Annotated in this window: 25 protein-coding genes; 11 read left to right on the plus strand and 14 right to left on the minus strand. The window is 36.1% G+C overall.

All coding sequences use genetic code 11. From position 1 onward, the window contains the following. Positions 1–6: 6 nt before the first annotated feature. Positions 7–666: a TetR family transcriptional regulator C-terminal domain-containing protein gene (locus tag Q0874_RS13570; protein ID WP_299163940.1), complete on the minus strand. Its 660-nt coding sequence runs from the start codon at positions 664–666 to the stop codon at positions 7–9. Positions 667–1,028: 362 nt separating this feature from the next. Between Q0874_RS13570 and htpG the strand changes: the two genes are divergently transcribed. Together htpG and Q0874_RS13580 are read left to right on the plus strand one after the other, a co-directional pair. Beyond that, a complete protein-coding gene (gene htpG, locus Q0874_RS13575; protein WP_299163941.1) occupies positions 1,029–2,915 on the plus strand; it encodes a molecular chaperone HtpG in 1,887 nt (628 codons plus the stop codon). A gap of 130 nt (positions 2,916–3,045) precedes the next feature. Then, complete coding sequence (locus Q0874_RS13580) at positions 3,046–3,405, plus strand: MauE/DoxX family redox-associated membrane protein (protein WP_299163942.1); 360 nt, start codon at positions 3,046–3,048, stop codon at positions 3,403–3,405. A gap of 35 nt (positions 3,406–3,440) precedes the next feature. On the opposite strand, the gene Q0874_RS13585 is transcribed toward Q0874_RS13580, so the two are convergent. Continuing rightward, positions 3,441–3,860: a hypothetical protein gene (locus Q0874_RS13585; RefSeq protein WP_299163943.1), complete on the minus strand. Its 420-nt coding sequence runs from the start codon at positions 3,858–3,860 to the stop codon at positions 3,441–3,443. Beyond that, a complete protein-coding gene (locus tag Q0874_RS13590) occupies positions 3,847–4,431 on the minus strand; it encodes a sigma-70 family RNA polymerase sigma factor (RefSeq protein WP_299163944.1) in 585 nt (194 codons plus the stop codon). The genes Q0874_RS13585 and Q0874_RS13590 overlap by 14 nt, the downstream gene beginning before the upstream one ends. 136 nt (positions 4,432–4,567) lie before the next feature. Here Q0874_RS13590 and Q0874_RS13595 point away from each other — a divergent pair, with 136 nt between their 5' ends. Together Q0874_RS13595 and Q0874_RS13600 are read left to right on the plus strand one after the other, a co-directional pair. Continuing rightward, complete coding sequence (locus Q0874_RS13595) at positions 4,568–4,921, plus strand: DUF6249 domain-containing protein (protein ID WP_299163945.1); 354 nt, start codon at positions 4,568–4,570, stop codon at positions 4,919–4,921. A 189-nt stretch (positions 4,922–5,110) separates the two neighbouring features. Further along, positions 5,111–5,743, plus strand: coding sequence for an MOSC domain-containing protein (locus tag Q0874_RS13600; protein WP_299163946.1), 633 nt, complete (start codon positions 5,111–5,113; stop codon positions 5,741–5,743). 47 nt (positions 5,744–5,790) lie between these two features. Here Q0874_RS13600 and Q0874_RS13605 read toward each other — a convergent pair whose 3' ends face one another. Then, positions 5,791–6,198, minus strand: coding sequence for a hypothetical protein (locus Q0874_RS13605; protein WP_299163947.1), 408 nt, complete (start codon positions 6,196–6,198; stop codon positions 5,791–5,793). Between the two features lie 194 nt (positions 6,199–6,392). On the opposite strand from Q0874_RS13605, the gene Q0874_RS13610 reads away from it, so the two are divergent. Next, positions 6,393–6,566 (plus strand): hypothetical protein, encoded by a 174-nt coding sequence (locus Q0874_RS13610; protein ID WP_299163948.1) that lies wholly within the window; start codon positions 6,393–6,395, stop codon positions 6,564–6,566. Positions 6,567–6,665: 99 nt separating this feature from the next. Here the strand turns inward: Q0874_RS13610 and Q0874_RS13615 are convergent, their stop codons facing one another. Further along, the gene (locus Q0874_RS13615) at positions 6,666–7,250 is read right to left on the minus strand and encodes a hypothetical protein (RefSeq protein WP_299163949.1); all 585 of its coding nucleotides are present in this window, start codon (positions 7,248–7,250) and stop codon (positions 6,666–6,668) included. A 217-nt stretch (positions 7,251–7,467) separates the two neighbouring features. On the opposite strand from Q0874_RS13615, the gene Q0874_RS13620 reads away from it, so the two are divergent. Continuing rightward, positions 7,468–8,340, plus strand: coding sequence for an AraC family transcriptional regulator (locus Q0874_RS13620; RefSeq protein WP_299163950.1), 873 nt, complete (start codon positions 7,468–7,470; stop codon positions 8,338–8,340). 13 nt (positions 8,341–8,353) lie between these two features. Continuing rightward, entirely contained in the window at positions 8,354–8,938 is a 585-nt protein-coding gene (locus Q0874_RS13625; RefSeq protein WP_299163951.1) for an alpha-ketoglutarate-dependent dioxygenase AlkB, read from the plus strand. Between the two features lie 204 nt (positions 8,939–9,142). Here the strand turns inward: Q0874_RS13625 and Q0874_RS13630 are convergent, their stop codons facing one another. Beyond that, entirely contained in the window at positions 9,143–9,916 is a 774-nt protein-coding gene (locus Q0874_RS13630; protein ID WP_299163952.1) for a S1/P1 nuclease, read from the minus strand. Between the two features lie 103 nt (positions 9,917–10,019). Here Q0874_RS13630 and Q0874_RS13635 point away from each other — a divergent pair, with 103 nt between their 5' ends. The 4 genes from Q0874_RS13635 (at position 10,020) to Q0874_RS13650 (ending at position 16,865) form a co-directional block, all read left to right on the plus strand. Next, positions 10,020–12,263: a transglycosylase domain-containing protein gene (locus Q0874_RS13635; protein WP_299163953.1), complete on the plus strand. Its 2,244-nt coding sequence runs from the start codon at positions 10,020–10,022 to the stop codon at positions 12,261–12,263. 284 nt (positions 12,264–12,547) lie between these two features. Further along, positions 12,548–14,776, plus strand: a complete 2,229-nt coding sequence (locus tag Q0874_RS13640; protein WP_299163954.1) for a DUF5916 domain-containing protein — start codon at positions 12,548–12,550, stop codon at positions 14,774–14,776. A gap of 73 nt (positions 14,777–14,849) precedes the next feature. After that, positions 14,850–16,112 carry a DUF819 family protein gene (locus tag Q0874_RS13645; protein ID WP_299163955.1) on the plus strand — a complete coding sequence of 421 codons (1,263 nt, stop codon included), beginning with the start codon at positions 14,850–14,852 and terminating at the stop codon, positions 16,110–16,112. A gap of 45 nt (positions 16,113–16,157) precedes the next feature. Then, the gene (locus tag Q0874_RS13650) at positions 16,158–16,865 is read left to right on the plus strand and encodes a DUF4369 domain-containing protein (RefSeq protein ID WP_299163956.1); all 708 of its coding nucleotides are present in this window, start codon (positions 16,158–16,160) and stop codon (positions 16,863–16,865) included. Between the two features lie 16 nt (positions 16,866–16,881). On the opposite strand, the gene Q0874_RS13655 is transcribed toward Q0874_RS13650, so the two are convergent. The 8 genes from Q0874_RS13655 to Q0874_RS13690 all read right to left on the minus strand — a co-directional run. After that, complete coding sequence (locus Q0874_RS13655) at positions 16,882–17,151, minus strand: hypothetical protein (protein ID WP_299163958.1); 270 nt, start codon at positions 17,149–17,151, stop codon at positions 16,882–16,884. 31 nt (positions 17,152–17,182) lie between these two features. Continuing rightward, positions 17,183–18,151, minus strand: coding sequence for a type I phosphomannose isomerase catalytic subunit (locus tag Q0874_RS13660; RefSeq protein WP_299163959.1), 969 nt, complete (start codon positions 18,149–18,151; stop codon positions 17,183–17,185). Then, entirely contained in the window at positions 18,148–18,609 is a 462-nt protein-coding gene (locus tag Q0874_RS13665; protein WP_299163960.1) for a peroxiredoxin, read from the minus strand. The genes Q0874_RS13660 and Q0874_RS13665 overlap by 4 nt, the downstream gene beginning before the upstream one ends. A gap of 3 nt (positions 18,610–18,612) precedes the next feature. Continuing rightward, entirely contained in the window at positions 18,613–19,020 is a 408-nt protein-coding gene (locus Q0874_RS13670; protein WP_299163961.1) for a 6-carboxytetrahydropterin synthase, read from the minus strand. After that, positions 19,017–19,559, minus strand: a complete 543-nt coding sequence (gene idi / locus Q0874_RS13675) for an isopentenyl-diphosphate Delta-isomerase (RefSeq protein ID WP_299163962.1) — start codon at positions 19,557–19,559, stop codon at positions 19,017–19,019. The genes Q0874_RS13670 and idi overlap by 4 nt, the downstream gene beginning before the upstream one ends. A gap of 88 nt (positions 19,560–19,647) precedes the next feature. Continuing rightward, complete coding sequence (locus tag Q0874_RS13680) at positions 19,648–20,616, minus strand: type IX secretion system membrane protein PorP/SprF (RefSeq protein WP_299163963.1); 969 nt, start codon at positions 20,614–20,616, stop codon at positions 19,648–19,650. A 4-nt stretch (positions 20,617–20,620) separates the two neighbouring features. Then, positions 20,621–22,633 (minus strand): gliding motility-associated C-terminal domain-containing protein, encoded by a 2,013-nt coding sequence (locus Q0874_RS13685; RefSeq protein ID WP_299163965.1) that lies wholly within the window; start codon positions 22,631–22,633, stop codon positions 20,621–20,623. Positions 22,634–22,661: 28 nt separating this feature from the next. Further along, positions 22,662–23,954 (minus strand): hypothetical protein (locus tag Q0874_RS13690; RefSeq protein ID WP_299163967.1); only part of this gene is annotated, 1,293 nt, incomplete at its 5' end.

The following is a 23,954-nucleotide window of genomic DNA, read 5'->3' on the forward strand; positions in this document are numbered from 1 at the left end:
AGAGGATTATGAAAAATTTTCTTTATAGAGAAATTTTCCAAAATCTAATATGCTGTCCAAAGGTGTATTGTCAAATACATCAAAAACTGTTTTTACAGATTTTTCAATTGCTATATCTGTTTTTTCAAAATCCGCTGAGGTATCATCCATCCAAAACTTGAGAAGAAATAAAAACTGTACCCAAGCACCTTCTGAAAACACACCAGGGCGGTGTTTTGTGATTTTAGAAATTTTAGCACTATTGTCTTCCTCGATCAATTCTTTTGCAAAATTTCTGATTCCGGTTCGAAGTCCTTTAAGCTGTTCCAGATTTTTTAGTGGGTTTTTGTCCTCATTCAAAGCAAAAAGTACATAGCTCCGATTAAGTTTAAGCATTTCAAAAAACGTAAAAAAGAAAGAGAGCATCTTATCTTTGCTTGAAAATTCCTGATACTCCTTATTTTTGGATAATAAATTCACGGTATTCTCAAAGAATAAATCCCATATAGCTTTTTGAATGCCCGTTACAGATCCAAAATATTTATAAAATTCTTCTTCTTTTATTTTGTTTTCCTTACAAAATTTGAAAACAGATTTAGGAACAGTTTCATGTTCCAGCACAAAATTCATGTAAAAAGAAATAATATTTTCTTTAGAGGGCTTTTTTGCAGTGGTTTTAGCAGTCATAACCTTTACTATTTATGTTTAATTTTTTTAAATATTATATGAACGTTTTTAATGACTATTTTCAGATAATCCCTGAATAAAAAAAGTGTGCTTTTCGGAAAAAGCACACTTTCAAACAACCTAACCAATTAATAAACAATCTGATTACAAAATCAAAAATCTTTTTCATAGCAATTGATGTTTCGCAATCACAAGTCAAAAATACATAATGTTTAATTATTATCCATATAAATTAAACATAAAATTTGTTAAAGTTTAGCTTTGCAGATTCCAGAAGAAGTTAAAGTGTCAGTTTGTCACCTACATACAGTATGGTACTTTTTTTGACATGTGTAAGTTATAATTTAAAAAAACTAATAAATATGGCTACAGGTAAGATTAATGTTTCAGTTGAAAACATTTTCCCATTAATTAAAAAATTCCTCTATAGCGATCACGAGATATTTTTACGCGAATTAATTTCAAATGCCACGGATGCGACTCTCAAATTAAAACACCTTAGCTCAATTGGCGAGGCAAAGATAGAGTACGGAAATCCGATGATTGAGGTTAAGATAGATAAGGAGGGTAAAAAACTTCATATCATTGACCAAGGGATTGGTATGAGTGAAGAAGAAGTTAAAAAGTATATTAATGACATAGCGTTTTCCGGTGCAGAAGAATTCCTTGACAAATACAAGGATGCGGACAAAGACTCAGGCATTATCGGACATTTTGGTTTGGGCTTTTATTCTTCCTTTATGGTTGCGGATAAGGTTGAGATTATCACCAAGAGTTATACCGATGCACCAGCGGTACATTGGAGCTGTGATGGTTCTCCTAAATTCAATTTGAAAAAATCGAATAAAAAAGAGCACGGTACAGAAATAGTTTTGAGTATTGCTGATGATTCTACTGAATTTTTAGAGGAGAACAGGATAACTGAATTATTGCACAAGTACAATAAATTTATGCCTATTCCAATTAAATTTGGAACAAAGACAGAGACTCTTCCCAAACCTGAAGATGCGAAAGAAGATGATCCGGCTCCAACTAAAGAAGTTGACAACATAATAAATAATCCCAACCCTGCCTGGACTAAAAAGCCTGCAGATTTAAAAGATGAGGATTACAAGAATTTTTACAGGGAATTGTATCCAATGCAATTTGAAGAGCCCTTATTCCATATTCATTTAAATGTGGATTACCCTTTTAACCTGACAGGCATACTTTATTTCCCAAAGCTAACTAATGATTTAAGTATTCAGAAGGACAGAATTCAGCTATATCAGAATCAGGTTTTTGTAACTGATAATGTTGAAGGAATAGTTCCTGAATTCCTTACAATGCTGAGAGGTGTAATTGATTCCCCGGATATTCCCCTGAATGTTTCCAGATCATACCTCCAGGCAGATGGTGCAGTTAAGAAGATTTCCTCATATATAACGAGAAAGGTTGCAGATAAGCTTACAGCTTTATTCAAAAATAATCGTGAGGATTTTGAGAAAAAATGGAATGATATTAAAATAGTCATCGAATACGGAATGTTGTCCGAAGAAAAATTCTTTGAAAAAGCAGATAAATTTGCTTTGTATCCCACGGTTGATGGCGCTTATTTCACTTTTGAAGAGTTGAAGGAAAAAATTAAAGCCCTACAAACAGATAAAGATGACAAATTGGTCGTACTCTATGCATCAGATAAGGAGTCACAACATAGTTATATTGAAGCAGCCAAAGCTAAAGGTTTTGAAGTACTACTTCTTGACTCGCCTATTGTATCACATTTGATGCAAAAATTAGAGACTTCAAATGAGAAATTGTCTTTTGCCAGGGTAGATGCCGATCATTTAGATAATCTAATCAAAAAGGAAGATACACAAATAAGTAAATTGTCTGATGAAGAGAAGGAACGCCTTAAAACTAATATAGAAGAGGTAACTACAGATAAAGGTTATACTGTGCAATTGGAAGCCATGGACAGTGAGGCTTCTCCCTTTATTATTACAGAGCCGGAATTCATGAGACGTATGAAGGAAATGCAGCAAACCGGAGGCGGTGGAATGTTTGGCATGGGAAACATGCCTGAAATGTATAATTTAATAGTAAATATAAATCATCCACTAGTTAGTGAAATTCTTGGGACAAAGACAGCTAAAAAAAGAGATCGATTAATAAATCAGTCTTTGGATCTTGCCCGATTATCAAAAGGCCTATTAAAGGGAGAAGAACTAACTAAGTTTATTAGCCGAAGTTACGAGATGATTAAATAGGTGATTTTTAAAGATTAGCAAGAAATTCATGTTCATTGAATGCTTCACGGGCGCACATAGATTATCAATAGGATAATTTCCGGTGGCCCGTGAAGTTTTTTATTTTTAATTTTATGTTATTTCATAGCAAATGAATTATACCTGGCATTTTCTGCTAATGTCCTTAATGTATATCCTTGCAGGTATTATGCATTTTATAAAACCCAAAGTCTACCTCCGCATAATGCCCAGGTATCTCCCAAATCACAGACTTTTGGTAGCTTTAAGTGGTATTTCGGAAATAGTATTGGGAATAAGCCTGTTGTCTCCTAAACTCAAAGATCCCGCCATATATGGGATAATAGCTATGTTAGCTATTTTCCTTACTGTTCACTTTTATATGTTGTCGGAAAAAAAAGCGTCTACAGGAATCCCAAAATGGATCCTACTTCTAAGAATACCGCTACAATTTGGACTTATGTATTGGGCGTATTCCTATTTGTACAGTTAAAAGCTATTTTAGGCTTAAAATATTTTAATGAAGGCTCAGTTTGTAGCATACCTATTTTCTAAATGCTTTTTCAAAAAAATAATCTGCACATAAATAAAAAATGTAAGTCCCATAAGCCCGTAAACCAGGGTATTTGGCAAACGTAACTGTTTAAGAGTATCAAAAAAACCAATTTTGTATGAAGCCACCCGATCGATACTCGACAACCAACCAACGTTGAGGTCTAAATTTCCAAAAATTATGAAAGCAAATAGAAAAAGAGTAATCGCGGCTAAAACTAACCAGCCTGTTTTTGAAATCAAAGGTTTATAAATAGTTATGGTGCTATTCTCTTTTTGAGCAACTATTTTTGACATAATGCTTTGGGTAAAATGATCAGAAGGTGTCTCAAGCCCTATATTTTTTACAACTTTTTTTACAAAATCATCAAGCTGTTTATCTTTATTTTCTTCCATAACTATGTATAATTTCTTTTTCTAAATTATTTTCCAAAATTTTTGCTAAACGCTTTCTTCCTCTAAACAACCGCACTTTAATAGTATTAGAAGATATTCCCATAACTTTTGATATTTCATTCATTGATAGCGTTTCAAAATAATACAGGGTAATCAAAACTGAATCTTCACCAGGTAGTTTCTGAATTGCATTTTTTATTATTTCTGTTCGATCTTTTGCTTCCAGCGCATCTAAGGCATCATCTAGTGATGCAATATTATATTCTTCAGAAATATCTATTTTGGTTGTCTCAACCCGTCTCTTATTCTTTTTCAAATAGTCCAAACTTCTGTAATAAGCAATCTTATACAACCAGGTAGAAAACTTGGAATCACCCTTAAAATCGTTCAATGCATTATAAGCTTTTACAAAAGTATCCTGCGCTACTTCCTCAGCATCCTCCCGGTTTTTTACAATTTTATATGCCAGGGTGTATACCATTTGCTTATATCGGTCTACCAATTCAGCATAGGCATTGTTTTCCCCTTTTATAACCTTATCAATAAGGTAGTCGTCCGGTTTTTGGCTCATTTGTTATATCAGACTTATAAAATAACCTCCTGGTTACATAAAATACTAAAAAAAATATCTAATCCTGTAACCATCCTGGAAATTTGTTCGTCATACCCTATGAACAAATTGTTTAATCCATTAAAAACTAAATAAAATGGGAGGAGAAATTATTATAGTTGCACTCGTATTCGGGGCAATTTTTGGAGTTTTTTATTTATATTTTTCGACACGAAATAAAGAACGCCTTGCGTTAATTGAAAAAGGTGCCGATGCAAGTATTTTTGTTAAGGGAAAACGCGGACATGCGGCCCCTTTCTGGAAAGTACTAATCCTTAATTTTTCATTATTATTGATAGGTGTGGGCTTGGCCATATTTATAGCCTCTGTATTTGTAAATGCAATGGGCTTGGATGAGGAAGTGGCATATCCGGGAACAATCTTCCTGATGGCCGGTCTTGGACTTTTTGCCGGTTTTACACTTACAAAAAAGTTGGACAAAGAGGAATAAATAAGTTTATCCATTACCTTGGATATTAAGCCATCATAAAGATAAGTGATGGCTTTTTTATTTGCTTACTTTGAATTTTGGTTGAACTTCTTAAATAATAGAATTTTAATAATCCAAAAAATGGCAAATGGATCAGGAAATTAAACTCTTTGATTTGTATTTGATTCTAAGGCATAATATCTTTAGAAGATGCAAGTGTTATCTACAAATATTGGGAATTTAACCAAAATTGCCTGGAATGGAAAAGTGCTAAGTACAGGGATCTTTAAATACCCAACAAGCTCACCTTTGGTTTTAGATAAAGAAACAGTGGCGAATGATTCTATTGCAGACCGCAGGGTACACGGAGGTATTCACAAGGCCTGTTATCTCTTTTCTGTAAAACATTATCCGTATTGGAAAAAACGCTATCCGGATCTTGAATGGAATTGGGGAATGTTTGGAGAGAACCTTAGCGTTAGCGAAATGGATGAAACACAGATCAGAATAGGTGATATATATAAAATTGGCAGTGCATTGGTGCAGATATCACAGCCCAGGGAACCTTGTTTTAAATTAGGAGTAAGGTTTGGTAATCAGCAGATTTTGAAAGAGTTCATTGAATACGGTTTCCCGGGGGCTTATGTGAAAGTACTAGAAGAAGGTCAGGTCTCCTCAGGAGATAACCTAAGCCTTGTTAAACCTTCAGATAATTTATTAACTGTACATCAATTTTTTCAATTGCTTTATGCAAAGAAAAAAGATGAAAAAATCTTAAGGCTTGCCATAGAAAATCATGCACTACCTGAATATAAAAGAGAACGTCTAAAAAAACATCTATAATAAAGGGGCCGAAAAGGCCCCTATTTAATACTTAACTAAACAACATACTAATTAACTACAATGCTTTCATAGTATGTATTTTTACTATCCTTTACCACTACAGTGTAGTGATCTTCAATGGCGGTTTCAAAATTAAAAGCTTTTGTTACAATGCTTTCGTTCTCAATTACTTCACTAAACAAAGTGCGGTTATCACTATCATAAACTTTAATTTGCACGTCTTTACCATCCAGGTTAAGTAAGTTAAGAAAGAGCATTGCTCCCTTTTTTCTAAATACCGGCTTGGTATTCTCAATTCTCTTTAGAAGGGTCTTGTTGTTTTTTGAATCCAATTCTACAATTAAGCTTTTAGACGGACCTTCTGTCATCAAGCCTAGTTTAGGTTCTTTTGCCAAGCCTACTACTGAAGCAAACATAAAGGCAATCATTGCGGTAAATTTCAAATTTGTTTTCATAACATTTCGTTTTAGAGTTAATGAATAATTTACAGGACAAATTTACCACCAAAGCATGTCTGAGAATACAACCAGGTTTTCATATTTATATCCTATTTTAACCGCATATTAATCCTATTATAGATTATAGGTTAATATTCTACATATTTTAGGTAATTTTACAACTAGTGCCCGCAATGGTTACTCCTCGGATTTTGAAAGAGTGCATTGAATATGATTTCCCGGGGGCCTATGTTAACGTACTGGAAAAAGGTCAGGTCTACCTAAGCCTTGTTAAACCTTCAGATAATTTATTAACTGCACATCAATTATTTCAATTGCTTTATGCAAAGAAAAAAGATGAAAAAATCTTAAGACTGTTAATATAAAATCATGCGTTTCAAGAATATAAATGTGAACGTCTAAAAAAATATTCGTAAAAAAAAGGGGCCAACAAGGCCCCTTTTTAAACTAAACTAAACAACATACTAATTAACTACAATGTCTTCATAGTAAGTATTTTCACCATCCTTTACTACTATAGTATAGTGATCTTTACGAGCTGTTTCAAAATTAAAGGCCTTAGATACTATATTTTCGTTCTCAACTACTTCACTAAACAAAGTGCGGTTATCACTATCAAAAACTTTGATTTCCACATCTTTACTATCCAGATTAAGTAAATTAAGATAGAGTTTAGCACCGATTTTCCTGAATATAGGTTTGTTATTTTCAATTCTTCTCAGAATTTTTACTTCCTCGTTCTCAACCCTTATTGTATAAGTTAAGGTCCTTAGGGAATCGTCCAATTCAAATAAATAAGAACCGTTCTCAAGTTTGTCCAGGTCAAACTTCTTGGTATAAGAATTTACTGAAATTTTCTCCGAAAATATAATATTCTGATTTTCATCAATTATCTTGAGAATAGTCTTGTTGTTCTTTGAATCTAATGCTACAATTAAGCTTTTGGATTGACCTTCTGTCAACAAGCTTACTTTAGGTTCTTTTGCCAGGCCTACTGCTGTAATAAACATAAAGGCAATCATTGCGGTAAATTTCAAATTTGTTTTCATAACATTTCGTTTTAGAGTTAATGAATAATTTACAGGACAAACTTACCACCATAGCATTTCAGGAAATACAACCAGGTTTTCTAATTTATATCCTATTTTAACCGCATGTTATCATATTTATAAAATGAAGGTTAATATTCCACATATATTGGGTAATTTTGTAACAAAAGACTAAAACGGGGTTGAGTAATTTTATCTTATCAATCATCAAAAAAAAATGAAAAAGTACAAACCGACTTTTGAAGCTATTGCCCCTAATTTTGGGCATTCATATACGTATCAAAAATTTGATTCCTCAAAGAATAACAAAGACAATTTGTGGCACTACCATCCTGAAATAGAATTAGTTTATGTTAACGGAGGAGCAGGCAAACGCCAGATTGGAAGTCACATTTCATGTTATACCGATGGCGATTTAATCTTAATTGGAAGTAATTTACCTCATTGTGGATTTACTGATAAATTTACAGGGAATAAAAGTGAAATTGTTATACAAATGAAAGCGGACTTTTTGGGTAATTCTTTTTTTAATATTCCAGAAATGAGACAAACCCAGACTTTGTTCGAAATTGCAAGGGGTGGCGTTGCTTTTGGTGGTGAAACCAAAAATATAGTTGGTGAAAAACTGGAAAATCTGGAAAATGAATCAGATTTTGAACAGTTGTTATCCATTTTGTCCATATTAAATGAACTGGCAAATTCTCAGGATTTTAAGGTTTTGAATGCGGAAGGATTCTCGTTTAAAACAGATATTGAGGATAACGACCGAATAAATATCGTTTTTAATCATGTAAGAAATAATTTTAAAGAAGAAGTAACCCTTTCTGAAATTGCAGATAGGGCCGGAATGACGGTTCCTTCCTTCTGCAGATATTTCAAAAAAATAACAAACAAAACCTTTATTCAATTTGTTAATGAATATCGCCTGGTGCACGCATCAAAATTACTTGCTGAACAGCCTATGAGCATTACAGACATTTGTTTTGAAAGCGGCTTTAATAATTTTTCGCACTTTAATAAATCTTTTAAGGCATTTACCGGTCAAAATCCTTCTGAATACCGAAACAGGTTAAAAAAAGTAGTCCAATAATAGATTAAAACTTTTGAAAAAATTTAAATTACAACTACCTGATAGCGATATCACATATTTCTCCAATTTCCTGGACTATGAGAATGCCAGCACCTATTTCAAATTGCTAAAATCTTCAGTGCCATGGCGTCAGGATGAAATAAGAGTTTATGGTAAATTATACCCTCAGCCCCGGTTAACGGCACTATATGGAAATAATAATCGATCTTATTCCTATTCAGGTATTGTTATGAATCCTCTGCCATTTAATGAAACCTTATTAGATATTAGGAAAAAAATATCAAAGTTGACTCCCGTTGAATTTTCAAGCTGTCTTTTAAATCTCTATCGAGATGGAAAAGACAGTAATGGCTGGCATTCAGATGATGAAGAGGAATTAGGTAAGAATCCGGTAATAGCGTCAGTATCTCTGGGCCAGGAGCGTTATTTCCACCTAAGGCATAGGAAATTAAAGGAATTAAAACATAAAATCCTTCTGGAGCATGGAAGTCTGCTTCTAATGAGTGGCCAAACACAACATAACTGGCACCATCAGATAGCCAAAACAACCAGGCCAGTTGGGGAAAGAATTAACCTGACCTTTAGAGTTATCCAATAAAAAAATCGACTTATATAAGTCGATTTTTTTATACCATTTACTGCAGAGTTGAGTACTATCTTTAACACTTTGGTATACTATGCTAATTTCCTCATACACAACCTTAATAGTATAACTTGCAAAGTGAAATAAAAGACATAAAACATCGCTTAATTTCCTATTTATTAGGCAAATTACCATTCTAATTATCCAATTCTATATGGCTTAACTAAAAATGTCATTTAATACCTGAGCTAAACGAAGTCCACCTTTTTGTAATTGTTTTTCTACGGTGTTCCAATATTTATAACTGTAAGAATAGCCTAACTTTTCTCCTTTCCCAACGGAGGAATATATTTCATTTACCAATTCCTGTGATTCCTTCACCCATTCCAAAACTGTACCTTTTTTTATTTCTCTTATTTGTTCTTTATCAAGGACCGGTAATTTTTTTGATAGTTCGGTATAACTCATACCATAATCATTAATCATATTAGAATCCCAAACCCTATGCAGGTTACTGCCTTTTCCAAACCACTGCAGTTGAATATCATTACCTCCTTTATCCTCTGCCCGCCCAACATGCATGGGTTGATGCAAATCACCAATTAAATGAATAAGCATTTTTAAATAGAAGATTCTATCTGCTTCAGTACTATTTTGATTTTTTAGTATTTCAATACATTTTTGAATTCCGGTAACCAAATCACCATTTGGGCTTGGTTCCACCTCTGAATAATTCTTGTCCAACGGTATATTTACATAATGCCAGGTTGAGAAATTTTTAAAGGCCCTGTCCGACTTAATTATATCAGCATAATTGGAAACTGCTGCCAGGCTTTGTCCGTTTAGTAATTTTGAAACCTCGCGGTTAGTTTTTCTGTTCAAATGCCCCATTGCTACCTCTCCAACTACCCTGTGCCCGGTTTTGGACCAGAAATTAGAATTTCCCATTACTAAATGGGCACTCAAAAGACATAACAAAACAATACTCCTCATCGCTGAATTTTTTTCAAAATTAAAGAATAGGGCATTAATCTATTGTTAAGGCATGTACTATTTTAATTAATTTATATCATCTTGCACCAATAAATCCATAAAAGTGATTTTTAAAAAGATAAACCCTCCCCTTTTGAGGTATGCTCTGATCGTAATGGTCATGCTTATAACGATGGCCACAATTTTTGTGCTGAGTATTTATTTTGGCGCCTGGGGAGAACTTCCAGACAAGAAATCATTAGCAGAATTTCAACACCCAAGAGCTTCAGAAGTATACACCGCAGATAGTGTTCTGATTGGAAAGTATTACCTCAATGACAGACAACCCATATCGTATAAAAATATTCCAAAGCATTTAATAAATGCGCTTATAGCCATTGAAGATGAACGTTTTTATGATCATTCGGGAATAGATTACAGAAGTTTATTCCGTGTTGCCTTGAAAACGGTTTTATTGCAAAATAAAGCCTCAGGCGGTGGCAGCACAATTAGCCAGCAGTTAGCTAAAAATCTTTATCCCAGAACAAGAACGGGAACGTTCTATTTGACCATTGATAAAATTAAAGAAATGATTGTTGCTTCCAGACTTGAAGCAATTTATAGTAAGGAAGAGGTTTTACAGCAATATTTAAACACAGTTTCATTTGGTGACAATACTTTTGGTATAGAAAGTGCTGCCTTAAAATTCTTTGGTAAAAGCGCCCATTCACTAAATATTGAGGAAGCGGCTGTTCTCATAGGAATGCTTAAAGCCACCTACACTTATAATCCAAGAGTTTTTCCTAAAAATAGTCTCCTAAGAAGAAACCTGGTATTGAGTGCCATGGCAGACCAGGGCTTTATTAAAACAGAAGAAAAAGATAGCCTGGTATCTCTGCCGTTGATAATAAATTATAAGAATTTTGACCATAATCAGGGATTGGCTCCATATTTTAGAGAAGAAGTTCGAAAGCAAATCCTCAACTGGTGTAAAACGCAAAATGAACAGGGAAATTCTTATAATATTTATACCTCAGGGCTTAAAATATATACTACTCTCGATTATAAAATGCAGGTCTTGGCAGAAGAGGCTATGAAAACTCATATGAAAGCACTTCAAAAAAGTTTTGAGAAGAGTTATGGTAATTCTGCCCCTTGGCTCACTAATAAAGAATTAATTCTTAAAACGGTGAAGAAATCAATAGCTTATAAAAATCTTATAGAAAAGGGGTTGAATGAGGAACAAGCCCTTGATACCTTAAGACAGAAGAAATTAATGACTCTTACTTCATGGGAAGGAGAAAAAGAACTCGAAAAAAGTTCTATAGACAGCGTTAAGCATTACATGAAATTTCTAAACACCGGTTCTATTTCAATAGATCCTGGTACTGGGGCTGTAAAGACCTGGATAGGTGGAATTGATTATAAAGTTTTTAAGTATGATCATATTTCTCAGAGCAGAAGACAGGTAGGGTCTACATTTAAACCCATAGTATATACTGCAGCATTGGAAAATGGAATTGCGCCATGCACTTATTTTTCTGCAGAAGAAGTTGTATATAAAAACATGGAGGGCTGGTCCCCATCCAATTCGGGGAACAAAGATGAGCCCTTTATGAATTATTCCATGAAACAGGCATTGAGTAATTCAGTAAATACTGTGGCCGTAAAAGTGTTGGAAAAAACAGGAATACCGAATGTGCTGGAACAGGCTAAAAAAATGGGAATTACGGCAGATTTACCAAGTTTACCATCATTAGCACTTGGTGCAGGTGAAATAGGTGTAGAAGAAATGGCAGGGGCATATGCCAGTTATGTAAATAACGGGAAAGCTGTTAAACCCATTTTGATAAGTAGCATACATAATTACAAAGATTCCATACTTGATACTTTTGTGCCAACAGTTTCTTCCGTTCAAGCATTTAGTGAAGAAAACCGGCAGATTATGCTGGAATTTATGAAAGCTACCATAAACGAAGGAACAGGAGCCCGAATACGCAATACTTACGGTTTAAAAAATGATATTGCAGGCAAGACCGGAACAACCCAGAATAATAAAGATGCCTGGTTTGTTGCCCTTACTCCTAAAATAATTCATGTTACATGGGTGGGTTTAGACAATCACGAAATTGGTTTCAAAAACACTTCGCTTGGTCAGGGGGCCAGTGCGGCATTACCCATTTTTGCTCTTTGGATGCAAAAATTAAATAGTGATACATCCTATAATTACATAACCAGGGCAAAGTTTATTAAACCGGATGCTGCGGTTATTTCAATGCTTGATTGCGAACCTTTAAAACGAGATGGTTTCTTTAAAAGACTTTTTAAAAATCCCAAAAAGAAGAAAACCAAAAATTTCAAGCAGTAAAATTAGCGTCACAGATATAAATCATAGAAAATCAAAATTTGATACTATTTTGACAGAATATAACTGTAATTTTATGCTTCTATACCACATTAAAATATCATTACTAATCTATAAACAACTAAACGAAATTCCAGGGAATATGTCGTTCACAATGCAACTCAGGTCGTTTACAGAAATGGCATTGTCCACAAAATAAAAACGAAGATCTTTGTTATCCTATTTTCTATTAAAAACGATTTTTAAAATTGTCTAGACTTTTTATGATGTCTAATCTATATTTAAGAGTGAAAACGTTTATTTTTTTAACCTTATTTTTTACTTCAATTACCTTTTACGGACAAAGTAATATTAAATCCTCTATTTACTACGGTCAGAATGAAACCAGGTCTTTTATTGTTAAAAAAATCGATAAGACTATTGTCCCCGATGGGGTTTTGGACGAACCCATATGGGAAACAGCGAATAGCGCCAATAATTTTTGGGAATATTTTCCTTTAGATTCCATTCAGGCCAGGCAACAGACGGATATTAAAATGCTTTATGATGATAAAAACCTTTATATAGGAATTACGGTTTATGCTTTGGGTAAGGATTATGCTATTCAATCGTTGAAAAGAGATTACCGAGCCGGAAACAGTGATAACATTAGCTTACTTTTTGACACCTTTAGTGATGGTACAAACGCCTTTTTATTTGGTATTAACCCTTATGGGGTGCGTAGAGAGGGCCTTGTTTCCGGAGGAGGCCAGGACCCCAGGAGTTTTACTACAACATGGGATGTAAAGTGGAAAGGAGATTCAAAGATTTATAACAGCTGGTATACTTCAGAAATGGTTATTCCGCTCACTTCATTTAAGTTTAAAGAAGGGGAGACAAAATGGAAGTTTAACAGTTATCGATTTGACAGTCAATCTAACGAAACCAGTACATGGATAAATATTCCTCAAAACCAAAGAGTATTTGGTTTAGGCTTTATGGGCGACATGGTTTTTGAGAAACCACTCGGCAAATCGAGAACCCCAATGGCACTAATACCCTACATAAATGGAAGCATTCTCAAAGATTTTGAAGAAGGTAATACCACTAATAAGTTTAAGGTTGGAGGAGATGCCAAAATATCAATTGGGAATAGCATGAATCTGGATATTACCATAGATCCAGATTTTTCTCAGGTAGAAGTAGATGACCAGGTTACAAATCTTACTCGATTTGAAGTTTCACTACCGGAAAAAAGGCAATTCTTTATTGATAATAGTGACCTGTTTGGAAATTTTGGTGATTCCCGGGATGCAAATCCTTTTTTTTCAAGAAGGATAGGTATTGCAAAGGATACTGCAGATAACACCATTGAAAATACCATCATCGGTGGTGTACGATTAAGTGGGAAGCTAACGAAAGACCTGCGGTTGGGTTTTCTTAATATCCAAACTTCTGCAGATGAAGAGAATGAAATACCCTCTAATAACAATATGATGCTGGCCCTGCAGCAGAAGGTTTTTGCAAGGTCAAACATTGGTCTATTCTTTATTAACAGGCAATCTATTAAAGACTACGATTTTGTTTTGCCGGAAGATAAATACAACCGGGTCCTAGGGCTCGATTACAATCTGATTTCACAGGATAATGTATGGAATGGGAAACTCTTTTTTCAGAAGTCATTTCAACCGGAGAGTGACGGTAAAGATTTAGCCACTGGCGCCCGCCTGGAATACAACTCAAGAAATTACAAGTCTTCAGGGAAATTAGTATATATAGGCGAAGATTTCAGATCAGATTTGGGTTTTGTACGGCGCACGGATATTTTAAAAAGCTTTGTTCAATTTGAACGTGTATTTTGGCCAAGTAATAGTTTTATCCAAAATCATTCTTTCCAGTTCTTTCCTATATTTATATGGAGCCCAAGTATGGATTTTAAGAATACCGACAATGAATTCAGAGGTCAGTGGGAAGCCAGATTAAAGGATCAGTCCAGGTTCAACATCGAATTCTCGAATAAATATACTTTTTTGATTGATGAATTTGATCCAACAGATACAGATGGTGGTATACCATTACCAGGGAATCAGGGATACCACTACAACAGCGTTAAAGCAGAATATAACTCCGACCGCAGAAAAATTTTCTCTTATTCCGCTGAACCATCTATTGGTCGTTTTTTTAATGGTGACCGCTTTTCTATTCAAGGAGGAATGACCTTACGCTTTCAACCAAAAGTATTTCTCTCTATGATAATGAGGTATGATAAAATTTCACTGCCAGATCCTTACCCCAGTGCAGACATCTGGCTGATAAGTCCAAAAATTGAAGTCACATTTAGCAAATCTATATTTTGGTCAACCTTAATTCAATATAGCAATCAGCGAGACAATTTTGGCATTAATTCCAGATTACAATGGCGTTTTGCTCCACTTTCTGATCTTTTTCTTGTTTATAATGATAATTATTTTGTGGATGGTTTTGCACCAAAGACAAGATCTATTAATCTAAAAATAACTTATTGGCTGAATATATAGGTTCATTTTTAGTGTGATTAGCCCCATCTAATTTCATTATATTTGAAAGCTTTTCACCATTAAATAAGCTTCCATGAACCATTTACCAATAACTGAGGACACCGTAATTTTTGGTTTGTTATGTCTCTGTCTTGGATTTGTATTCTACACTTCTTCCATTAAAACCGGATTTTGGAAAAAATTCTATACAATTGTTCCAACTCTTTTAATGTGCTACTTACTGCCAGCAATATTAACCAGTTCGGGACTTATAACAGAAGAAAATTCAAAACTGTATTATATTGCCAGCAGGTATTTACTACCAGCGGCATTGGTACTTATGACATTAAGTATTGATCTTCAAGCGATACTAAATCTCGGTTCCAAAGCACTTATTATGTTCTTAACCGGAACTGCCGGTATTATTGTTGGTGGCCCGATTGCCATTTTAATAGTTTCCATCTTTTCTCCTGAAACGGTAGGCGGAAATGATTTTGATGCGGTATGGAGAGGATTATCGACTATTGCGGGAAGCTGGATTGGCGGTGGGGCAAACCAGGCAGCCATGCTTGAAGTTTTTGCTTATAACCCCAAAAAATTCGGGGACATGGTATTGATAGATATTGTTGTAGCCAATATTTGGATGGCCATAATCCTTCTGGGGATTGGAAAGTCTGACAGGATTGACAAGTGGTTAAAGGCGGATACATCTTCTATTGAAACCCTTAAAACAAAAGTTTCGGAATATACCGCAAAAATTACGCGGGTTACAACGCTTCACGACTATATAATTATGTTGAGTTTGGCATTTACTGCAGTTGGTATTGCTCATTTTAGCGGTTTCCATTTTTCAGAATTCTTACAAGATAATTTTGAAGTTATCCGGAATAAGCAAAAAGCCCTTTCTTCCCTGGGTTCAGAATTTTTGTGGATGGTTGTTTTTGCCACAACCATTGGTATAATTCTGTCCTTCACAAAGGCTAAAAACTATGAAGGAGCCGGTGCAAGTAAAATCGGGGGGTTATTTATCTATATCCTTGTGGCAACCATTGGGATGAAAATGGATTTAGGAAGCTTTTTAGACAAACCAGGTTTGATTGTAGTTGGTCTAATCTGGATTTCAATACATGCAGGGTTATTAATTCTTGTCGCTAAAATTATTAGGGCTCCTTACTTTTTCCTGGCTGTAGGTAGTCAGGCTAATGTAGGTGGAGCAGCATCTGCCCCTATCGTGGCAGCAGAGTTTCACCCTTCGCTCACCTCTGTAGGTATTTTGCTGGCTGTCTTGGGTTATGTTGTAGGTACTGCCGGTGCTTATATATGTGGTCTGCTAATGGAAATTGCTTCAAAAGTTTAAATTTCCAATAAACTTTAATGATATTTGCGGCAGAAATAAAATACTATGAGGAACGTAATAATTACTTTAATAAGCTTAGCCATATTAACCTCTTGCGGGACTAAGGATACCGAAAATACAATGACCGTTACCGGTAAGGTAAAAGGATTAAAAAAAGGCACGCTTTATCTTCAGCATATACCGGATACTTCTCTTGTAGTCATAGATTCTCTGAAGGTTGAAGGTGATGGTAACTTCACGTTTAAAACTGAACTGGACAGTCCTGAGATTTTTTATTTATACCTTAATAAAAAAGACAATAATGATGTAAATGACAGAATTACTTTTTTTGGTGAACCCGGTACAATTACTATTAATACCAATTGGAATACATTCGATACCAAGGCTAAAATTGAAGGTTCTGAAAGCCATAAGAAACTTGAAGAATACAGGAAAGTCATGTCCCGTTTTAACACAACAAATCTGGAAATTATGAGGGCCGTCTATGACCCTGAGACCCCTAAAGATTCCTTAACTCAGGATTCCATTCAAAAAGCAAGTGACAGGAACTTACGCAGGGGTTATCTCTTTGCTCTGAATTTTGCTCTTAATAACAAAGAATCTCATATTGCCCCATATATAGCCTTAAAAGAAGTTCCGGACGCAAACAAAATTTACCTTGATTCTATTAATAATTCACTAAGTCCGGAAGTAGCCAATGGTAAATACGGCAGGGCCCTTCAAGAATATCTGGAAGAGGAAAAAAATAAATAATACAAGAGGTAAAGACTTACGGTAATTTATTAAGTTTATCTACCAGCGCTCTGGCTTTTTCTTCCAGTTCCTTGCGTACGTTCTTTAAGTGTTCCTTTTTATTGTCCACACCTTTTATATTTACTTTTGAAATTAAATCGTCAAAAGTAGCTATCGCACCATCAATAATCTCTGAACCTTCTTTAGAACCTGGTTTGTCATTGGAAGCCTCAACAATATAAACCGCTTCAATAATATCTCCTAATACGTAATTTATATCTTTTTTTAATTCTCTAATATTTGCCATCGCTCAAAATTTTGTGTAAAAGTACACTTTTTCAAATAGTAATTTCCAGAAGTTTGGCTCGTTCAGAATTCAAAAGAATATGGCTGGTAATAGCCGGTACTAAAACGGTCTCCCCTTTTTTAATTGAGATCGATCCAAAATCGTTAGCTATTTTGACATCCCCATCAAGACACATGTATATGGTAAAGGAATCCCGATCAGAAACATCTAACTTGATATTTTTATTTAAACTGATGAAGTTAGTTTTAAAATAAGGGCAATTAACCATTGGGTTAGAAACGTTTTCTTCCTGCCCATAGCCAACTTTAAAGTCGTCTTGCTTGACGTAACTAATTGCGTCAATCGACAATTCTGTATGTAATTCCCTTAGATTTCCCTGAGCATCTTTTCGATTATAATCATACACCCTATAAGTTTGGTCAGAAGTTTGTTGTATTTCTGCTATTAATACCCCTGCCCCTATTGCGTGTATTTTACCGGCACCTATAAAATAAGCGTCACCTTCTTTTACATTTTCATAATTTAATAAGTCCGTTAAAGTGTCATTCTTCAGACTTTCAACATAAGTTTCCTTAGAAATATCTTCTTTAAACCCAATGATTAGCTCGGCATCTTTATCGGCATCCATTATATACCACATTTCGGTTTTACCAAAAGAATTATGACGTTTTCTTGCAAGTTCATCATTAGGATGCAACTGAATGGAAAGATCTTTTTGAGCATCAATGAATTTAATCAGGATTGGGAACTCTTTTCCAAAACGTTCCAAAACACTTTTTCCAAGTATCTCTTCAGGAAACCGATTAATTAAATCCGTCAGTGCAGTTCCTTTAAAAGACCCATTGGCAACAATCGAAACATCTCCCGTTACTCCGGATAATTCCCAGCTTTCTCCAATAAGATCACTTTTCAATTCTTTACCTAATAATGTACCTAATTTTGTACCTCCCCAAAGACGTTCTTTAAGTATGGGATAAAATTTTAATGGATATAAATTCATTTCGATTTCAATTGCTTAAGTGCATCTAACGCCTTTTTCATGTGTTGAGAAGCATTAACACTATTAAAGACCATCAGTATCACACCTTCCTTGCTTACCACATAAGTTTCCCTGCCCGGAAGTAAATTGAACAACTTACTCTCAACTTTAAACAAAGTACGTACTTTCTTCTGTTTATCGGCCAAAAGTTTAAATGGTAAGTGATATTTCGAAGCAAATCTACGATGTGTATTCTCAGAATCGGAACTTATGCCAATGACAAGCGCTCCAAGTTCGGTGAACTCCTCATAACTGTCTCTGAAAGAACATACTTCTAATGTACAACCAGGAGTGTTATCTTTTGGGTAAAAGAAAATTACAAAGGGTTTCTTGCCTACTATATCATTGCTATTAAATAACTTGCCATCCTGATCAGGTAGCGCAAATTGCGGTATGAGTTGCCCAACTTTCAGACCCATGACTTAGCCATTGTAGGTGACAAAATTACGAGGTGTTTCAAAAAGAATAACTTCCAGCTCCTTGTTTGAATCTATATGAGGCCTTAATTTATTGTAGATAAAAATAACTATATTCTCTGCAGTTGGATTTAATGTCCTAAACTCCGGGACTTCAACATTTAGATTCTTATGGTCCAAAGCTTCTTCTATCTCAGACTTGATCAAATCTTTCAGAATTTTCATATCTATGACAAAACCGGTCTCAGGATCAATTTCCCCGGTCACACTAACTACTAATTCATAGTTATGTCCATGAAAATTGGGGTTATTACATTTGCCAAAAACTGCATTATTCTTATTATCATCCCAATCTTTACGGTACAAGCGGTGTGCAGCATTAAAATGGGCCTTACGGCTGACTTTTACTTTCATATTACCTGATGGTTTTTAACAAGATGATCGTAAAACTTTTCAAATATTATTTTGAACCAAACCGTATATTCATCAGGGTTGTCCGAAATATCTTTTTTAATCTTTGTGGGACTCATCCATTTCCAATCTGCCACTTCGTCCTTATTTATAACTGGTGGGTCTTCATAATATCCAATCATAACATGGTCAAGCTCGTGTTCCGTTAAACCATTGTCAAAAGGAGCTTTATAAATAAACCAGAAAAGTTCTTTTAAATCTGCTTTAAAACCCATTTCCTCCTGTAGCCTCCTTTTACCTGCTTCTAAGCTGGTCTCGCCTTGACGTTGATGACTACAACAGGTATTGGTCCACAATGAGGGAGAATGATATTTATGCTGAGCCCTTTGTTGCAGCATAGTCTCGCCATTTTTGTTCATAATAAAAACCGAAAAAGCTCTATGCAGTACAGCCTTTTCATGGGCCTCCATTTTTGGCATTAAACCAATTTCTTCATCTAACTGATTTACGAGAATAACATTTTCCTCTTTTTTATTTCCCATCTTACAAAAGTAGCACCTTTATGCAATATTCTGGGGTAAGAGTATCGAAAAAAATTGATTAAGTGAAGTAACTAAATATGAGATGATTCTAGAAGAATCGCGGAGACTTTAAGTTTCCTTTGACTTTAATAAATTCATATCTCAGAATTATTTCAAAGGAACCATTATTAAAAGTGGCCTGTCCCAATTCTGTAATTTCCCTATCATAAGCCATACCTATTAGTAAAGAAGGGGATAACTGAAAACCCACCAATGCACTAAACGCGGCATCCCATCTGTAAGCGAGGCCCATGATTAATTTATCATTGTACATAAAATTAGCCGACAAATCCAATCCCAAGGGTGCGCCTTGTGCAGCTTTAAGCAGAATGGCAGGTTTAAACTTCCAAAATGCACTCATGTCAAAAACATAACCTGTAATAAGATAGAAATTCATTTGTTCCTTGGCTGTTGAAAGTGAGGATTCATCAAAATGAGAAGTTTCTAAAATTCTGGGAACAGATAGCCCGGCATAAAACCTATCTGTATGATAGTAGACTCCACCTCCTATATTGGGTGAGAACCTATTGGTAATATCCTCTTGTAATGTTGGGTCCGGTCCACCAGGGTTTGTTACATCCTGGTTTAACTCAGAAAATCTGATATCTAACAAACTTGCACTTGCTTTTAATCCAAAACTTAAGCGAGATTCCTTAGCCAGTTGTATAGTGTACGAAAAGTCGAGATCAAAAAACGTTTCTGATGTAGGCCCTATTTGGTCGTTTACAATAGATACCCCAAGACCAACGCCTCTATATCCCAATGGTGTATGCATATTGAAAGTTTGCGTTTTTGGCGCTCCATCCAAACCTACCCATTGAGACCTATATAGACCTGCTATACTCATATGGCCTCTTGAACCGGCATATGCCGGATTAACACTCACCGTATTGTACATATACTGGGTATACTGCGCATCCTGCTGAGCATTAAGAATTCCGGTTAATAGAACAACCAGAAGACTAGATATGGCTATCAGGCTTCTTTGCAAATGACTTTTATGTGTTAATTTCAGCATTGGTTTATCTATTAATGTAAATATATCCGGATAGTGATTTCTGCATCCCATCTTCATTTTCATAATCAAGGATATAGAAATATGTGCCTACAGGAAGTTTGTTATCCACATCTACTGTTGCTCTACCTTGAGATGTACCATCAAAGACATTGCCTTGTGTATTATAGGCATTTGTAGCATAAACCTGTACACCCCATCTATTATAAATTCGAATGGTATTATTTGGGAAATCTTCAAGCCCTCTAATGCTCAAAACATCATGAATACCATCTCCATTAGGGGTTACCACATTAAATACTTCAATATCCTCTTCGCTGGCATTTGGTTCTAAATAATCCGGAATACCGTCTGCATCCATATCATCATTGGTAAAATCTCCGTCCCCATTGGTATCCTCAGCAGCGGTAGGTATAAGATCATCATCATCATCCGTATCCCTGTAATCAGATTCGGAATCACCATCTGTGTTTGGCAACATATCAAAAGGATCATCAATCTCATCGTTTACATCGTCATCAATAGCTGTATAACCCTCATAACCATCGTCGAGGCCATCATTATCCTTATCAGATCCTATAAAGACTACATCTGCAATGCCATTATTATCCATATCATGCCCCTCAATATTATCCGGAACATTGTCATCATCACTATCGGTATCAACATAATCTGGCAGACCATCACCATCTGTATCTACGGGAAGAATTCCCAATCCGCCGCCATTTTCATATACATCATCGAGACCGTTATTATTGGCATCTATACCACTAGGTGCTGTATAGTCTGCGGTTGATTGCGCTTCTACGTTGTCCGGAATGCCATCATCATCACTATCTATATCGAGATAATCTGCTATGCCGTCACTATCCGTATCCGTTGGATTTGTTGATGGGTCATTGTCCCCGTCTAAATTTAAATCTTCAAAACTGTCCACTATGCCATCATTGTCTGTGTCCAGATCCACCCCAATTGGATTTACCAGAATGGTAACTGTTGCAGTGCTGCAATTGGATAAATTATCGCAAAGGGTATAGGTAAAGGAATCTGTCCCAATAAAACCGGGACTAGGAGTATATGTGATATTATCATCCGAAGGGTCTCCCGGAGTACCATTATTATTGATTACAGCTGTGCCATCAGCGGGACTCGTATTTGTGAGGGTCCCTACTGTAGGAATATCGTTGTCATTTGCTAAAATGTCTATATCAACGGCAATATCTTCTATAGTGGCTATAGAATCAGGTAATGCATCTACTACAGGCAACACATCTACAGTAACTGTTGCGGTACTACAATCTCCCGTGGTATTACAGACGGTATAATCAAATGAATCGGGGCCGTTGTAATCCGGATTTGGTGTATAGGTAACAATGTCATCTGTTGGATCATTCGGAGTCCCATTGTTATTAATACTAACTGAACCATTAGCAGGATTCGTAGTTGTCAAAGTTCCTATTGCAGGGAGATCGCTGTCATTGTCATAAATTGGGACCACGGTGGAAGTATCTTCATCAAGCGTAATAAAATCGTCTACCAGGATGGCTGCCTGTTGCAGACAAACCACTGTGAAACCTGGGAGATCTGTTGAATTACCTGCTTTATTAATTGTGGCCACATAACGAACTACCGAAGTTGTAGATGTAACCACCGGTTGCAATTGATTTCCGGCAACGGCAGGATTCCAGCTTACAGTAGCACTGCCATTTACATTTGCAGCAATATCCAGTGTAACCTGGTTATCTGGAGATGTACAATCTGTTAATATAAAGTATCCTGTGGCATTAGAACCGCAAAGTGTTCCGTCATAAGTTGCAAAGTAAACCCCTGGAGTGCTGGTCTCATAAAAGAAATCCGTACTCAAAACTGTTGAGGTGTCTGAAGCCTCATACCATCTATAATTGCTCTCGCCTCCACCTGTAGGTGCCTGAAGAAGGAATTGCGAATAAGAAAAAGCAATCCCCAGTATTGTAAAAACAAGACTAAGGAAAACTGACTTATGTTTTAATATATGTTTCAAACCCACGTTGTTATTTTTAAAGTCCCCATTATTTTACAACGAAAACAACGTTAATTAAGGAGTTGTAATCAGCGGGTTGCCCTATAATTTCGTAGGATAATACGCCACTGGCATTGATGCTCATGGTACCCGTGTTAAAAACTGTAGGATCTGCATAGGTTACATAATAATATAAGTCGGCTGCGGCGTACGTTGGAACCGATGCAGGAGCACCAGTACTTGCGACTGTTGGAGTTCCAAATTGAGCAATATACTGTGCGTATAAATCCACATTGAATGTTCCATTGGCGGAAGCATCAACCGCTATGGACGGCGGATAAAAGACGCGGGCAGCTTTCGAGGTGATGGGCGCGATCGCCTGTATGACCTCCTCCACGGTGGTTTCGTTCGTGGCATCTCCATTGGTATCCACTGCAGTATCCAGATTGACTTCTGTAGCAGTTTGGTCATCTGTACCCGTGGGTGGCACAGCCCAAGTGTTATCTCCTCTCAAAAAAGTAGTGGCATCAGTAGTTCCGGTTGCGGACAAGACTGCTGTAATGTCTGGGGTTGTCGCTGACCCTACGTTTTGTAGATCTATAAAAGTGCTATTGCCTACTATAAACCCGTCTAAATTTGCATCAACTTCATCTTTCAACTCATTTATTGCAGCTTGAACATCCATGGAGGTTATTGTAAGATATGGCGTATAGGGAACTTCCGAAGCGTTTTGGTCGTCGGTCCCTGTAAAGGTTGTAGTTGTATTGTCTTCCGAGGTATAGGTAAAACTGCCATCGGTATTGTCATTAAGGGTGGTAATGCTCTCATCAATATCGGTAGCCGCACCAGAGGCATCGGTCACCGTAGCTATCAGGTTACCGGCAATGACATTGCTGATCACCATACCATTGGTGTCAATGGTAACATCGCTGCCATCATTATTGGTAAAGGTATAGGTGCCGTCAAGATTGTCCGTAAGGTCTGCCTTGGCTACGGTCTGTACTGTGCCGTCCTCATTGGTGTAGGTCACAAAACCATCGTTGTTGTCTGTCGCATTGGTCAGGGTTTCCGTGAAAGTGGTCACCGTACCATCCTCTGAGGTATAGGTAAAACTGCCATCGGTATTGTCATTAAGGGTGGTAATGCTCTCATCAATATCGGTAGCCGCACCAGAGGCATCGGTCACCGTAGCAATAAGGTTACCGGCAATGACATTGCTGATCACCATACCATTGGTGTCAATAGTTACATCCGATCCATCATTGTTGGTAAAGGTATAGGTGCCGTCAAGATTGTCCGTAAGGTCTGCCTTGGCTACGGTCTGTACTGTGCCGTCCTCATT

The sequence above is a fragment of the uncultured Eudoraea sp. genome (assembly GCF_947490415.1).
Classification (GTDB): domain Bacteria; phylum Bacteroidota; class Bacteroidia; order Flavobacteriales; family Flavobacteriaceae; genus Eudoraea.